Origin of the sequence: Actinospica robiniae DSM 44927 (genome assembly GCF_000504285.1) — a bacterium.
Classification (GTDB): domain Bacteria; phylum Actinomycetota; class Actinomycetes; order Streptomycetales; family Catenulisporaceae; genus Actinospica; species Actinospica robiniae.
Genome location: NZ_KI632511.1, coordinates 8,539,955 through 8,552,877, shown reverse-complemented (window position 1 = coordinate 8,552,877; position 12,923 = coordinate 8,539,955). Strand labels below are relative to the sequence as shown.

At 66.8% G+C, this 12,923-nt stretch carries 16 protein-coding genes and 1 pseudogene; 12 read left to right on the top strand and 5 right to left on the bottom strand.

Annotation, left to right across the window (positions count from 1 at the left end; genetic code table 11):
- Positions 1 to 330: 330 nt before the first annotated feature.
- The 3 genes from ACTRO_RS44435 to ACTRO_RS36795 form a co-directional block, all read right to left on the bottom strand.
- Positions 331 to 1,224, bottom strand: coding sequence for a phosphotransferase (locus ACTRO_RS44435; RefSeq protein WP_051451954.1), 894 nt, complete (start codon positions 1,222 to 1,224; stop codon positions 331 to 333).
- Positions 1,225 to 1,372: 148 nt separating this feature from the next.
- Complete coding sequence (locus ACTRO_RS36800) at positions 1,373 to 2,299, bottom strand: phosphotransferase (protein ID WP_034270699.1); 927 nt, start codon at positions 2,297 to 2,299, stop codon at positions 1,373 to 1,375.
- Positions 2,300 to 2,370: 71 nt separating this feature from the next.
- Positions 2,371 to 3,183, bottom strand: coding sequence for an integrase (locus ACTRO_RS36795; RefSeq protein WP_157436920.1), 813 nt, complete (start codon positions 3,181 to 3,183; stop codon positions 2,371 to 2,373).
- A 228-nt stretch (positions 3,184 to 3,411) separates the two neighbouring features.
- On the opposite strand from ACTRO_RS36795, the gene ACTRO_RS48415 reads away from it, so the two are divergent.
- Together ACTRO_RS48415 and ACTRO_RS36785 are read left to right on the top strand one after the other, a co-directional pair.
- Complete coding sequence (locus tag ACTRO_RS48415; protein WP_051451953.1) at positions 3,412 to 3,876, top strand: NUDIX domain-containing protein; 465 nt, start codon at positions 3,412 to 3,414, stop codon at positions 3,874 to 3,876.
- 111 nt (positions 3,877 to 3,987) lie between these two features.
- A complete protein-coding gene (locus ACTRO_RS36785; RefSeq protein WP_051451952.1) occupies positions 3,988 to 4,548 on the top strand; it encodes a flavoprotein in 561 nt (186 codons plus the stop codon).
- Positions 4,549 to 4,770: 222 nt separating this feature from the next.
- Here the strand turns inward: ACTRO_RS36785 and ACTRO_RS51175 are convergent.
- Positions 4,771 to 4,896: pseudogene (locus tag ACTRO_RS51175) on the bottom strand (VOC family protein); the annotation flags it as partial.
- A 464-nt stretch (positions 4,897 to 5,360) separates the two neighbouring features.
- Here ACTRO_RS51175 and ACTRO_RS36780 point away from each other — a divergent pair.
- The 7 genes from ACTRO_RS36780 to ACTRO_RS36750 all read left to right on the top strand — a co-directional run bounded on the left by ACTRO_RS36780 (position 5,361) and on the right by ACTRO_RS36750 (position 9,642).
- Positions 5,361 to 5,576 (top strand): hypothetical protein, encoded by a 216-nt coding sequence (locus ACTRO_RS36780; RefSeq protein ID WP_034270695.1) that lies wholly within the window; start codon positions 5,361 to 5,363, stop codon positions 5,574 to 5,576.
- Complete coding sequence (locus ACTRO_RS36775) at positions 5,573 to 6,451, top strand: aminoglycoside phosphotransferase family protein (RefSeq protein WP_051451951.1); 879 nt, start codon at positions 5,573 to 5,575, stop codon at positions 6,449 to 6,451. Before ACTRO_RS36780 ends, ACTRO_RS36775 begins: the two co-directional genes overlap by 4 nt.
- Positions 6,451 to 6,963 (top strand): glycosyltransferase family protein, encoded by a 513-nt coding sequence (locus tag ACTRO_RS51630; RefSeq protein ID WP_034270692.1) that lies wholly within the window; start codon positions 6,451 to 6,453, stop codon positions 6,961 to 6,963. Before ACTRO_RS36775 ends, ACTRO_RS51630 begins: the two co-directional genes overlap by 1 nt.
- A 164-nt stretch (positions 6,964 to 7,127) precedes the next feature.
- Positions 7,128 to 7,268, top strand: coding sequence for an NUDIX hydrolase (locus ACTRO_RS47745; protein WP_157436650.1), 141 nt, complete (start codon positions 7,128 to 7,130; stop codon positions 7,266 to 7,268).
- 121 nt (positions 7,269 to 7,389) lie between these two features.
- A complete protein-coding gene (locus ACTRO_RS46405; protein ID WP_084316807.1) occupies positions 7,390 to 7,944 on the top strand; it encodes a class I SAM-dependent methyltransferase in 555 nt (184 codons plus the stop codon).
- A 232-nt stretch (positions 7,945 to 8,176) separates the two neighbouring features.
- Entirely contained in the window at positions 8,177 to 8,881 is a 705-nt protein-coding gene (locus ACTRO_RS46400) for a phosphorylase family protein (protein ID WP_084316806.1), read from the top strand.
- The gene (locus ACTRO_RS36750) at positions 8,878 to 9,642 is read left to right on the top strand and encodes a methyltransferase domain-containing protein (RefSeq protein ID WP_051451950.1); all 765 of its coding nucleotides are present in this window, start codon (positions 8,878 to 8,880) and stop codon (positions 9,640 to 9,642) included. The genes ACTRO_RS46400 and ACTRO_RS36750 overlap by 4 nt, the downstream gene beginning before the upstream one ends.
- Positions 9,643 to 9,869: 227 nt before the next feature.
- Here the strand turns inward: ACTRO_RS36750 and ACTRO_RS36745 are convergent, their stop codons facing one another.
- A complete protein-coding gene (locus ACTRO_RS36745; RefSeq protein WP_051451949.1) occupies positions 9,870 to 10,442 on the bottom strand; it encodes a GNAT family N-acetyltransferase in 573 nt (190 codons plus the stop codon).
- Between the two features lie 197 nt (positions 10,443 to 10,639).
- On the opposite strand from ACTRO_RS36745, the gene ACTRO_RS36740 reads away from it, so the two are divergent.
- The 3 genes from ACTRO_RS36740 (at position 10,640) to ACTRO_RS36730 (ending at position 12,839) form a co-directional block, all read left to right on the top strand.
- Positions 10,640 to 11,146: a Clp protease N-terminal domain-containing protein gene (locus ACTRO_RS36740; protein WP_051451948.1), complete on the top strand. Its 507-nt coding sequence runs from the start codon at positions 10,640 to 10,642 to the stop codon at positions 11,144 to 11,146.
- 159 nt (positions 11,147 to 11,305) lie between these two features.
- The gene (locus tag ACTRO_RS36735; protein WP_034270681.1) at positions 11,306 to 11,743 is read left to right on the top strand and encodes an NUDIX hydrolase; all 438 of its coding nucleotides are present in this window, start codon (positions 11,306 to 11,308) and stop codon (positions 11,741 to 11,743) included.
- Positions 11,744 to 11,981: 238 nt separating this feature from the next.
- Positions 11,982 to 12,839: a phosphotransferase family protein gene (locus ACTRO_RS36730; RefSeq protein WP_034270679.1), complete on the top strand. Its 858-nt coding sequence runs from the start codon at positions 11,982 to 11,984 to the stop codon at positions 12,837 to 12,839.
- Positions 12,840 to 12,923: the final 84 nt, after the last annotated feature.

Genomic DNA, 12,923 nt, shown 5'->3' with positions numbered 1-12,923 from the left:
GCTCGCGCGTTTCGCGATGGCCGAGTCGCGCTGGCCCTCGTGAGAGCAGCCCTGGCCGGCCCGCTCAGCGAGAGCGAGAACCTACGCCATACGAACTGGACGAACCGTCACCATCGAGCTCTTGTACTGGGACGCTCACGGCTCTCGAACTCGTCGTCCGCGCGATGCGCCGCGCCTCGACAATCTCGATGACGCCCCCATCCACCTCGATGCCATCGCGCCCAGTGAACACAGAAACATCACTGCATTGTCGCCCGATAGCTTAACGAAGGATTGCCGGGGCGGACCCTCGGCCTCCGATGGGACAGGACGCGCCGCGCGGCGCTGTTGCTAGAACGTCGAGGGCGGGTTCCACCGTGCGCTGATTCGACCCTCGCGAAGCGTCTCGATGCGGTACGCCACTTCGGCACGTGCGGCTGGCCTCATAGCCGCTGTTCTGATATACGCACCTAGGCCGCTGACCTCCCGGATCGCGACCAAGTCCTCCGCGGAGGGCCAGTTTCGGAAGTCCCAGCCGTAGCTGCAAGCAGCGGCGTCGAGGTCGTCATGGTTGGTAGGGAAGCGCCGTGCAAAGTACACCTCCTGGACAAGGTCCCACTCCCGCGGTCCGCGCGAGACGTGGTCCCAGTCCCCGAGCACCGAGCCTCGGACGGTGTGGAGCAGATTGTTCGGGTGCGAATCCCCGTGGATCGGGCCCCGTGGCAATCGGAACAGCATGTTCTCCCACAGCGCCTCACATCGCGCGACCTCGTCGGTGAGCCATACCCGATCACGCTCGTCAAGGGCTTCCGGATGCCTCGTCAGCGCACGCCCGACACCACCCAGTGGACTCGCCATGGCAGGCAGCGGCAACTCGGCGAGGTCAGTCGAATGCAAGGTCCTGAGCAACGCGGCGAGTCCGCCAGGATCAGCTGGCTTAGCAACTGTCTCGACGTACACCCAGAAGGAAACGACGAGGCCCTCCGCGCAAACCACCTGAGCCACCCTGGGCCGAACCGTCGGAAAGCCGACCTGCGCAAGATGTTCAGTCACAGCCAACGATGCCGCCACACCGGCCGCGGCCTCGTCCACCGCCAAGCGCGCCACGGTGTCTTCGTTCGGAAGATGGATGACAGTGTTGGAGTGCAGGCGCATGAGCTGCGCTCGTGAGCTGTCCAAGCCGGCCATCCTGCAGGCCACGTTCAGGGCGCGGCGAATTCGATCCTCGACCAGCCGGTCATACACGGTTCAGGTCTCTCCGATCACCGCTCGACTAGTGTGAGACTCCGCCGAAGACTCGCCGGGCAGTACACGCGCTCGACCTAAAAAGTCGGGCTGCACATCGCGGCTGGTCGACCATGGCTGCCATCCGAAGAGCCCGGACTCGAGTGAGTCAGAAACCCGCAGGGCCGCGTGTCAGCAACGTTGGGTCTTCGACGTAGTCGATTCTACGTCTGGCTCGGGCGACCACCCCAGGTTCCCGTGCGGTTCGGGAAGCGAGCCAGCACGTGATCCGGAGCAGGCGGATCGCCACGAGCAGTTCGATCTCCTCCTCCGCGCGGGGATCGGCGCCGTATGCCTCGATCGCGGCACGGTAGTCGTCCGCTGAGATCCATCGCGCACGCAGATGGACGAGCGGGGTGAGAGTATCCCACTGCCATGGGCCGAGCCTCATATCCTCGAGGTCAAGGAGATAGACAGCTCCCTCATGCACGAGTGTATTGAGCGTGTGGGCGTCGCCGTGGATGGCGACGTACGGTTCCGACGGCCAGCGTGACTGCTTCCAGAGGGATCGAAGCTCGTCCCACCTATGCGCAAGGCGGGCGCGATCCGCATCGGAAAGACCGGTCGCTGCACGGATTTGGCCCGCGACGCGCGCCCACGGATCGAAGCGGGCAATGTCCAGACCGGCGGTCGGCAGGCTGTGCAGGACGCGGAGGGTTGCCATCAAGCTGTGCAGGCTCGCATGCTCGCGAGAGGGAATGTACTGCCACCAGGTCACCACCCGCCCCTCAGCCACGGTTAGCTGCGGGCAAGGAGCGGCTGCGGCCGGAGTCGGCGTGAACAAGCCCTGATCACTGAGCCACGAGGCCGCCCGCAACTCTTGTTCAAGGCGCCCGCGGTGGCCCACGTCCACGCCGATCCTCGCCACCAGACCCACGCTGGGCACCAGGACTACCGCGCTGTCAGCCGGAGCTTGAAGAACCTCCGCACCTGCGAAATCAGTTCCGGCGCATTCACACACGCGACGCAGGACTTCGAGAACGGCAGCGGCGGTGAACGTCACCGGGCTGGCCAGGTCACCTACGGTCTCGTTCATAGCCGCTACGGTACGCCGCGGCCCGGAACATATCAGAATTCTTTGTTCCTCACCGGCTGCGCTGCTGGTGGTCAAACGAGGTCACACAGCACCACGGTCGCGTCGTCGAAGATCTTCCCACGTGGCCAACGTCTGCCCTGCGGGTCAGCGCATTCCGCGCCACGGACAGCCGCAATCAGGGCGTTCGGGCCCTGGGAGCGAGCGAGCTCGAGCGTCTCGTTCCACGTGCGCAGCTTGAAGCGATCGTTCAGCCTGCTCGCCCCGTCGCTGAGCAGGAGCGCGGTGCGTACCCCGGAACTCGGCACGCTTCCAGTCATCGCGTGCCAGGCCGCATCCGGGTCCGCGGCGGCGACGAAGAACCCGCCCTCCCGATTGCGATGAGCCCGGAGAGCAGCGACGTAGTCGGCACGCGCCTTCGCGTGTTCCGTGCTGCCGCCGACGAGCGCATCCATCTGCGCGCGGTATCGTTGCCCGATCGCGGCCAGGCGCCGGTCGGTGACGACGGTGGGTTCCAGCTGCGGCCCATCGAATACCAGCGTGGAGTCCGCCAGAACGAGGTAGTCGAGATCGCTGCCGCGCTCGCGCAGGATGACGACCGTGGCTGAGGGCGTGGCCGGGTGGCCCAGATCGCACGTCGCCCGGTGGGAGCCGGCCACGTCGCCGATCGCGCTCGAGAGGGTGCCGGTCAAAGAAGCATCGTCTTCCTGGGCGAGCGCGCCGAGTAGGCGCGTCCCAAGGCGCCGGGCGTACCACGCCACCCCGTGCACGCACCCTCCGTCCTCGCTTCCGGGCAGCCCGGCGCCGTCGAGCAGCACCGCGGCTCTCGCTACAGCGCCGGCGAAGTCCTCGTTCTCGCTCTGCCCGGGTGCAGGCTCGGTCGCCATGGTCACGCGCACAATCCACCGCCAATCGTCGCCCGCGACCCGACGCCGGTTACCCAGCCCTGGTGACGGATCCTTCGGCAACCAACCCGGTCAGTCTCGCACCGGCGCATCCGAGCGCTATGGTCATCAGGTGCCGAACCAGACCTCTCCGGCTGCGACCGACAATGCGCCACCAGCCACCCGGATCGACGGCGTCGGTCAGCTCGACCGGCCGCTGCCTCGCTCCGAGTGGTACGCCGCCCTACCGAGACCCCCATCTCGGCGGACCTGGTCATCCGGGACCCTGGCGGCAAAGTGCTGTTTTGCCACACAACCTACCGCACCACCTGGTGGGTCATCGGCGGAATCGCCGAGGCTACTGAGTCGCCGGCGGCCTGCGCGCGGCGCGAGGGCCGTGAGGAACTCGGCATCGACCTGCAGGTCGGACGCCTGCTCGTAGTACATCACCAGGTGCGGCCGAACTTGCAGATGCTCTCCTTCGCCTTCGACGGCGGCGTGATCGATTCCGACCTCACCCGTCTGAGGCTGGACCCAGCCGAGATCAGCGAAGTGGCCTGGTTCGCTCCAAACCGACTGCCCACAGACCTCACACCGTGGCACGCCCGACGCTACCGCACGGCGATCGAGGCTCTGGCAAACGGAACGACCGCGTACCTCGAAGACGTAACCGCCGAATCGGACCCGGAACAGTAGGCGCCGCTCGGCGCCGCCGGCCAAGTCGCACGAACGCAGCCGGCTACACCGACTGATAAGCACGACGTTCCTCGTCCCGGCAAAGCACATCGACCACGCAGGGAGTCGAAGTTGACCGCAAGCCGCGTCCTGTACGTCGTCGCCTGCGCGGCGCCACCCTCAGAACACGTCGACCGGGCCGTGCGCAACGGGTTGGATGCGGGCTTCACCGTCTGCGTCATCGCCACCCCTTCTGCACTACAGTTCATCGGCGATCCCGAGCCGCTTGAGGAACTGAGTGGACATCCGGTCTACTCCCGGCTCGATCCGGGGGCACCGGCAGGACGTCCGCCGGCCCATGCGCTCCTCGCCTGCCCGCTTACCTTCAACACGCTGAACAAGTGGGCGACCGGAGTCAACGACAACCTCGCCGTCGGCGTCCTCAACGAGGCTCTCGGGCTCGGCACACCGGTCACCGCCGTGCCATGGATCAACGGGCACCTCGCCCGGCATCCCGCCATCCCCTCGCACATCGACCTGCTGCGCGCAGCGGGCGTGACCTTCACCTCCGGACTGGGCCACCCCTCCTCCCGGCACCCCGAACCCAACGCACGGCCCGTCGAGTACCCGTGGGGCGAGGTCGAGGCCCATATCCATCGCATGTTCGATCTCGTGACCGCGCGGAGCACCTGACGCGACGGCCGCGGAACCCCGGCCCGCGACTCTCGGGGCGAACTCGAACAGCCTTCAACCGGCCCGCAGGCGAGAGTCACGGCCGACAAATCGATTCCTCGTAAATCCCTGACGTATGGTCGGGTGGCCCCGGGCGTCTCGCCCGGGCTCCAAGCTTCCGGGCGGGTTCTTGGAGCTTGGCGCCAACGAAGGGGCCAGCGCGACACGCCTGGCAAAGCTCGGCTCTGCCCATCGTCCTTGGATCGGCAACCTGCCCTCCAACTCCATACCGAGTGCGGTGAAGAAGGCGATGGCGGCATCGAGATCCTCGACGACGATGCCGACATTGTCCATACGCTGAATCGTCACATCCCGACGGTAGTCGGCGGGCGCGGCCGCGTGCATGCGCAGCAAGTTCGATTGCCAGCGGCGGAACCGCCCGATGTGCGGTATGGATCTCGGTCAGCCCGGCGAGCTGAGCCCTGGCCGGGATATCGACGGCGTACGCGTCCCTCTCATCTCTCTTACACACACTGGTGGTGCTCCGCATGGACTTGGTCCAGCCGCCTCATCAGGCTGCTAAAGGATCCACGGCACTGGGAAGCGACCATGACGTTGAGGGCAGGGCAATCGACTCTCTGGTTCGTCCATGAGCGCACAGAAGACGGGACGCCTATCTACCAGCACCGACCGTGGTCTATCACCGACCCCGCGCCGCGCAGAGCCTGACCGTCGATCCGTCGATCCGTCGATCCGTCGATCCGTCGAGCGGGACCGGGGGCCGGCTGGATTCATCCCGTACTACGCACCGACGCCTGATGGAGCGCTGTCCCGTGCCCGTCGGCAGCACGGCTGCAGCCTGTCGTAGCCACCTTCTGACCGCCTACGAGTTCGCGCAGGCCGAACTCGACAACGGGCGACAGTTCGCGCACTTCTATTTCGAGCGTGTCCTACGCCTACGCGCCGACCTGCCGACCGGCAGGCTGGATGGCATCCGCCTGACCGCCCGGCTCAGCCAAGCCGTGACCGAGAACGAGAGCCCTCTATGAACACCGTTTCCACCGCTGTTGCCGTCGCACAGCGGCTGCGCGCCGACTTCACCCCGACCGAGGTGCTGCGTTCCACTGACAAGACGGTGATCATTGCCGGGGAGTACAACGGTACGCCCGCCGTCGCCAAGGTCCTGACAAGCACTGAGCCCTTCTGGGCGGAGAAGTTCGCCCGGGAGATCTCCGCCTACACCGTGTTCGCCCGCGGCGCACCGCCCGTCCGCGTCCCGCGCCTGCTGGCGGCCGACGCCGACGAGGGCGTCCTACTGATCGAACACATGGCCGGTCATCCCCTGAGCGAGGAACGCTATCCCTCCGCGCTACCCATCGAGAACGTCGCCATTGCCCTCAACACGCTCAAGGCCCTCGCCCACTGGGAACCGGCGCCCGACTCCTTCACACGGGCCTGGAACTACACCGACCGGCTGGAGCGCTACCGCGGGTTCGGGCTCTTTCGCCCCGAGGAACATCGAGCGTTGACGGAGTTGCTCGGCCACGCCGGACCGCACTGGCACTTCGCCCACGGTGATGCCCTGCCGGTCAACATCATCCTCAGCCACGGACGAGCCGCACTGCTGGACTGGGAATACGCCGACTACTATCTGCCCGCGCTGGACTTCGCGCTGCTCTGGATCGTACTCCGCGAGACGCCGGGCGCTCGCGACCTGATCGCCGCGCACATCGACGAGGACGGAATGGCGCGGCGCGCGGCCTTCACCGTCAACAGAGCCATGCTCCTGGCCCGAGAACTGCGCACGCACCGCGAACTGCCGGAAGCCCCATGGCAAAAGGACCGCCTGCGGGCGCTGGCAGAGGACTGGGACCTGCTGCGCGCCGATCTGAACGAGCCCGACCACCCCAGCCGGAGGCCCTGATGCACATCACCCTATTCCACCGCGACCTGCACCAGATCACGCGCGGCAGCATCTACACCGTGTACCGCAACCTGGCCGACCGCATCGCCGACTGCGGGCACACCATCACCCTGATCACACAGGACAGCCCGATCCCCCTCCCCACACATCCCCGCCCTGGCATCAGCGCCCTGTCGCTTCCGCGTACGGAGGACCTCGAAGCGCACCGCGCAGCCGTGGCGGACGCGGTCACCGCAGCCGATCCCGATATCGCCGAGTGCTCCACCTGGGATGCCGAACTCCTGACCTACGCCGAGGCTTCACCCCCCGCCCCGGTCGTCGTGCGGGCGGAATTCTCGGCCCCAACTCTAGGCACGACTGACCTCGCCGCAGCCGAACGCCGCCTGCTCGAGGAGGTCCGTGGCGAAGGAGCGCTCAGGCACGACGTAGATGCCTGCCGGCCAGCGGTCGCGATCCGCGAAGAACCGTGCCGAGATGCTCGCAGTGATCTGCAGCGGGGAGAGCGGGACTGATCGAGCGAGTCCGAGTTCCTCCTCAATTTCCCGGGCGGCGGCCTGCGCGGGCGATTCACTCTATTCGCGTCCGTCGGCGACGCCTTGCCAGATTCTTAGGTTGCCGCGGCACAGGACCGCGTACTGAATGGTGCTGTCCTCCCCGCGCTGGCCAGGAAGTCAACTTGTCCGGTAAACACACCGCGATCCGGTTGCTCGGGGCCAAGGACGCCGTCGCGGCCCTGCAATTCGACAGCAACCGCACTGCACTTGGAGAGCTCGACGAACGCCTGACAAACGATGACCAGCCCGAAGCGGTGGCCTGAGCCGCCGGCGACCGCGCTACACCGCCGCTCGGCCATTACTGGCTGGACCGTCGTCAGTTGCGGGCGATTGGCAGGGCGGGAAATCGCTCGCGCCGCGGTCGGGGCTCTGACAGGATCGAGCATGCCTGATTCACTTCGCAGCCATTCTCCCCTGGATGCGGACGTAGCCGCTGACCGGACTGGATTCGATGCGTCCGTTGATGCCGAGTGGGAAAGAATGGTGCGGGATCTTCCCGCGAGGGTGTCCCTGGAACACCACCGCCGGATGCTCGCTCGCCATATTCGCCCTGGCTGCCGCGTGTTGGAGATCGGGGCTGGCCCCGGCCGGTTCACCATCGCGTTGGCCGAGCTCGGCGCCCGGGTGACCGTGGCCGACCTTTCCGATGCACAACTCTTGGCAAACCGCCGTGACGTCGTCGAAGCCGGTACTGAAGCAGCGGTCGATGCACGGCGACAGGTGGACATCCGTGATCTGTCCATGTTCGATGATGCGACGTTCGATGCCGTCGTGGCGTTCGGCGGACTCGCAGCCGATCCCGACCGGTGGGTCAGGTTCCTCGACCATGAAGAGCGGGCCTGCCAGGAGCCGGGTGCGCTCGATGGCGGCACGCACATCCTGTTCGTAGCGCGGACCTGCCGACACCGGCGGAAGGTTCCCGCGCACCGTGACCTTTGAGCGAAGGCAAAGAGGTCCCTGTCAGCGCTCGATCTCCGCGAAACGCACTCCTACCCGCATTGTGATTCCTCGGCGAAATCGAGCCCTACCCGGAAGAGGGGAGATACCGACGTGTACCGGGCTATGTCGGCAGACGACTACCGCGAGGGCCTCGGCTTACCGCCTGGCTACCAGGTCGACGGGCTGATCCTGCACGGCTGCGCGCAGGATTACCCGCTGACCATGTTCCACGATGCGCTCACCGCCATCGGCCACGACGCGAAAATCACAAGACCAGTCTCGAGTCTGCCTACTCTGCGCGCCGCGGCCTTGGGAGACCACGTGCTTTGGCACGCCCGAGCCTACGGCGGGGCTCTCGCGTGTGAACTCACACCTAGCCTGCGTGCTCGGAGCCAGGTGCGCGATTTTCATCGGCACCTGCGGAGGTCTGCTGGATGACGCCGCAGCGGGCGATCACATAGTGCCCGATGCCGTGTACGCCGACGAGTCCTCCACGCGCGCGTATGAGGGGCCTGCGGGCGATCGGCTGCATCGAGCCGACCCCTCGGTCTCTCGAAGGCTCACGATGGCTCTGACCGGCGTCGGGTGCACGGTGCGGCGCGGCCTCACGGTGACCCACCAGGCCCAACTGGCCGAAAGCTGGGCGGATATCCAGGCCTGGCACAAGGCTGGCTGGGCGGGCGCGGAGATGGAGGCGGCCTCAGTGCTCGCACCTGCGGCGGCCTTCGCGGTCCCTGCCGGGGCGATCCTCGTGATCGCCGACAACCTCGTGGCCGGGCAGAGCGTGTTCGACCCGGAGATCCGCGAGGGCCGCACCCGCCGCCGCGGTGCGCTCGCCGATGCCTACAAGGTGGCGTTGCCCGTGATCCTCACTCACCCGGATGACGCTACCGCGCCGTTCGCCTCGCATCCGAGCCCCCAGGAGGCTGCACCGTGACACCCGAACCCGCGCACGCCCTGCACGAGCGGATCGTGCGGCTCGCCGCGCTGCCCCGCGGCGGCCACGGCCTTGATCTGGGGTGCGGTCCAGGTCCCACACTGGCCGCGTGGTCCGCCACGGACCCGAGTGCCCACCTGATCGGGCTCGACTACAGCACGCGGGCGCTCGAACGAGCCGCCGCCGCTCTCGCCGGGCATGCCGGACCGTTGAATCTGCGTACTGCGGACCTGGCCGAGCCACTCCCTCTGCTCGACGCGGCCGTGGACGCGCTCGTCTCCTTCAACCTCATCGAATGCCTCACCGATCCGCTCAAGTTGATCACTGATGCGTGCCGCGTGATGAGGAGTGGGGGGCGCGCGGTGCTTGGCCACACCGACTTCGACGCGCTCGTGTTCGCCGGCGCTGAACCGGCGCTCGACCGGAAGATCGTTCATGCCTTCGCCGACCTCGCCGAGCCGTGGATCGGGCGAGCAAGCGAGGGCCGCGCCGGACGCAACCTACCGGGCCTGGTTGCCGCCAGCCCGCTGCTGACCGAGTCCGTCGTCGTGCACACGGACTACGCAACCAGCCTGACCGGGCGCGCAGCACACCGCGTCGAGAACGTCGTGTCCGGCCTGGCCTCCGCGATCGGCCACGGGCGGAGCGCCGTCTCCGCTGAGGAACTGGCCGCGTGGCACACGGGCCTCGTCAAGGCCGATGACGAAAGTAGGTTCTTCTTCCTAGAGACAGCCATCCTCGTCGTCGCGGTCAAGGCCTGATCCTCGCCGTTGCAGCGGGACGTCAGCCTTGTAGTCAGCGCGGATCCCCCGATCGGCGTCAGAGGGGCTTCACGAACGTTCTGGATCTCCAATCTCGTTGCGTGGCGTGCCCGCTGCTCCCGCGCAGAGTGCGCCATCTCGCATTGCCGTAGGGCACGGACGCCGTCTCCCCAGCGGCACCATGGCCATAAAACCGCGCATCACCTAAGGCGCATGTTTCCGGACAGTCACGGTGAGACCCAGCGCTCTTCGATACCGCACTCCCCGGGCGCGGCCGGGTCGACGCGCACCTGCCCGGCCAGACGGTAGCCGAGCCGACGGGGCACGGCGCTGCTGCGCGTATTGGCGGCATCGCATCGGATCTCAACTCGTTCGATGCCCGGCAGGCCAAGCGCCAGCGAGGTTACGCGCGCGACGCATCGGGACATGATCCCTCGGCCGGTCGCCTCGGTGCGCAGCCAGTACCCGATTTCCAGCCCACCCGCGCCCACGCTGTCCATTAGCGAGATGGTGCCGAGGAACTCGCTGTCGGCCGTGAAGATGAACCAGTGGAACGCCGTCTGCGAATCCCACTTGCCCGCGGCGCGTTCGATAAAGCCGCGACGGTCCTCTATGCGGAGCGGCTCGGCGCACCATGACATCCATGGTTGCAGATCCAAGTAACTGGCGATGACTGCTCCATGGAACGCCCCAAGATCCCCCATGGTCGGGCGGCGCACGCAGAGTTCGTCGATCTCGAAGAGTTGCGGCGGGAAGACGTGCGGCGTAAGGGCCCTTTCAGGCCGCTCGGAAACGCTCATACGACAGGATCGTGGCAGGCTCGCAGCGTGCGGACAACCGCATTCTGACGCTGCTCGGCCGTACGATGTGGCGGCGTGGGTTCAGATGGCGTCTCGCCAGCGTCTCGCTCGCTATCCTCGTCAGGAGGCTGCCAGCGTTGATTCCTGTTTCGACCCGGAGCGGTCATGGCATGTGAGGGCGGTCGGGAAGGCGAGCGATGTACGACAGGTTCACGAGCCATGCCAAGCGAGCGATCGTCGATGCCCAGGAGCATGCCCGGGCTCTCGGACACGGCCACATCGGCTCCGAGCATCTCCTACTGGGGCTGCTTCCCGTCCACCCATGCGCCGCGACGCAAGTCCTGAGCGCGCTCGCCATCCCGCCCGAGACGTTGCGCTCGCGCTTGCTCGAAATGCTCGAGAAGGGCGCACAAGCACCGTCGGGACACATGCCCTTCACCCCGGCGGCGAAAAAGGCCTTGGAGCTGTCGCTGCGCGGCGCGATCGCCATGCACGTCGACTATGTCGGCACCGAGCACCTCCTGCTCGGGGTCGCGCGCGAAGGCAGCGGGGCCGCCGGCCGAGCCCTTGCCGAACTCGGCGTTGAACCCGATGCACTCGAGCGCCAGGTGGCGGCACTCGACGCTGGCGCGCCCGAACCGAACACGCGGAACGCCTCGCCCGGCCCGCTGCGCGGATTCCTGACCGACCCGGACCCCGCATAGCGCACTCTCAGGGCCTAACGACCTCCCCAAGCAGAGACGATCAAGCTTTCGTCGCGTCGAAGCGCCGGGCACCAGGGTCCGCGAAACTTGTGGTCGTACCGACGTGTGGGCCAGGCCGAGTCAGCGCGGTCTCCTAATCGATGGAAGGCAGCATCAGCCATGCCCGAGAAAATCGTCAAGGACAAGGTCCTGGTCTATGTGGTGCGCGATGGGCACCTGCTGGTGTTCCGGCACACCGATTACTCCTTTGAGGAAGTCGGTATCCAGGTTCCGTCTGGCAGTATCCGCGCTGGGGAGTCGCCCGAGGGCGCGGCGCTGCGCGAAGCCCGCGAGGAGACCGGCCTGACCCTGTTCAAGATCGTAAAGAAGTTAGGTGAGACGGAATACGACATCTCGCCCTACCGCTTCGAGATCCAGCGTCGGCACGTCTTCCACCTCGAACTGCTCGAGGAGACTCCTGAACGGTGGGCCAGCCAGGAAGACCATGACGGCCAGGGCGATCCGACGCGCTTCGAATGCTTCTGGATTCCACTGGAGGCTGCACACGTCCTCCAGTCTGGCCAGGGGGCCTTACTCGGCCGTCTGCATGAGGGCTGAGCACGTCGCTCCATCGCTGGTTCAGCACTGCGGTGCTCAACACAGGCTTGTCGCCATCGAGACGGACCGGATCTGCGCGTCACTACCTATAGGGCCGGCGGTGGCAGGCTCGTTCACCTCCCCCTGCGAGTGGGATGTTGCAATCTTCCTGAGCGCACGGCGAAACCGGCCCGTCCAGCGGCGCCGGACGCCACACGGCAGCTAGGCTGCCGCGTGACGAGAACTCGGATACTCGGCCTTGGAGCTCCCGGAGTGGAAGGGCATCACCATGGGCAGCACCAACGACTCGGGCATCGCAAGCCGGGGTGCCGGACGACTCTGGGAGCATGCTGCGCTCCTAGCCAAGGCTGCGACCGGGCGCGCGCCGGGCCGCATCGAGGCGATCACAGATGACAGCTACAGTCACGTTACCTTCAGAGTGCACCTCGACGGGCCGCCGCACGCCGTCGCGGTCCAATTCGCCCGCCGCTCCCCCACATCGGTTGCCACCTCCGCGGAACTTCTCCACCGCATGGCGGGAACCGTCGATGTCCCCGAGGTCTTACATATCGCCGACGCGAACGACGGCGCACCCCCCGCACTGGTCACTAGATGGCTTGAGGGACATAGCCTCAACCGACTCCTGCCACGCGTCTCCACCGTCGAACTGGCCAACCTCGCCTACGCCGTCGCCGAGACCGCAGACGCGATCTGGTCAGTGCGCATGCCGGCCGCCGGTCGCATCGCTCCGGGCTTCGACATCGTCCCGCGCTCCGCAACGCTCGCCGCATCCATCGACGACCAGCTTAAAGAACAACTCTTTGACAGCGCTGGGGGCCACGCGCTCGGCCCATCGATCCGCGAGGCGTTGTGGGTCCAGTGGCAGGGCCTCCGGCCAAGTCTCGAAGCGGTCGAGCAGGACAGCACCATGGTCCACGGGGACCTTGCCGCCCGAAACCTCCTGGTTCACCAGGGCAGCTCGGGCGGCTGGCACGTGTCGGTCCTGGACTGGGAGTTCGCCGTCTCCGGCTGCCATCTCGGCGATGTCGGACACCTACTGCGCCCCTACTCGTTCGTCCCTCCGGGCTATCTACTAGTCCTTGATGAGACTCCTTGAAAACGGCCAGTTCCTGCTCACCGCTTGGCCGGACCTGCTCAGTGGATCTCCTCACCCCGAACTGCTGATCAGCGGGCTCGGCGA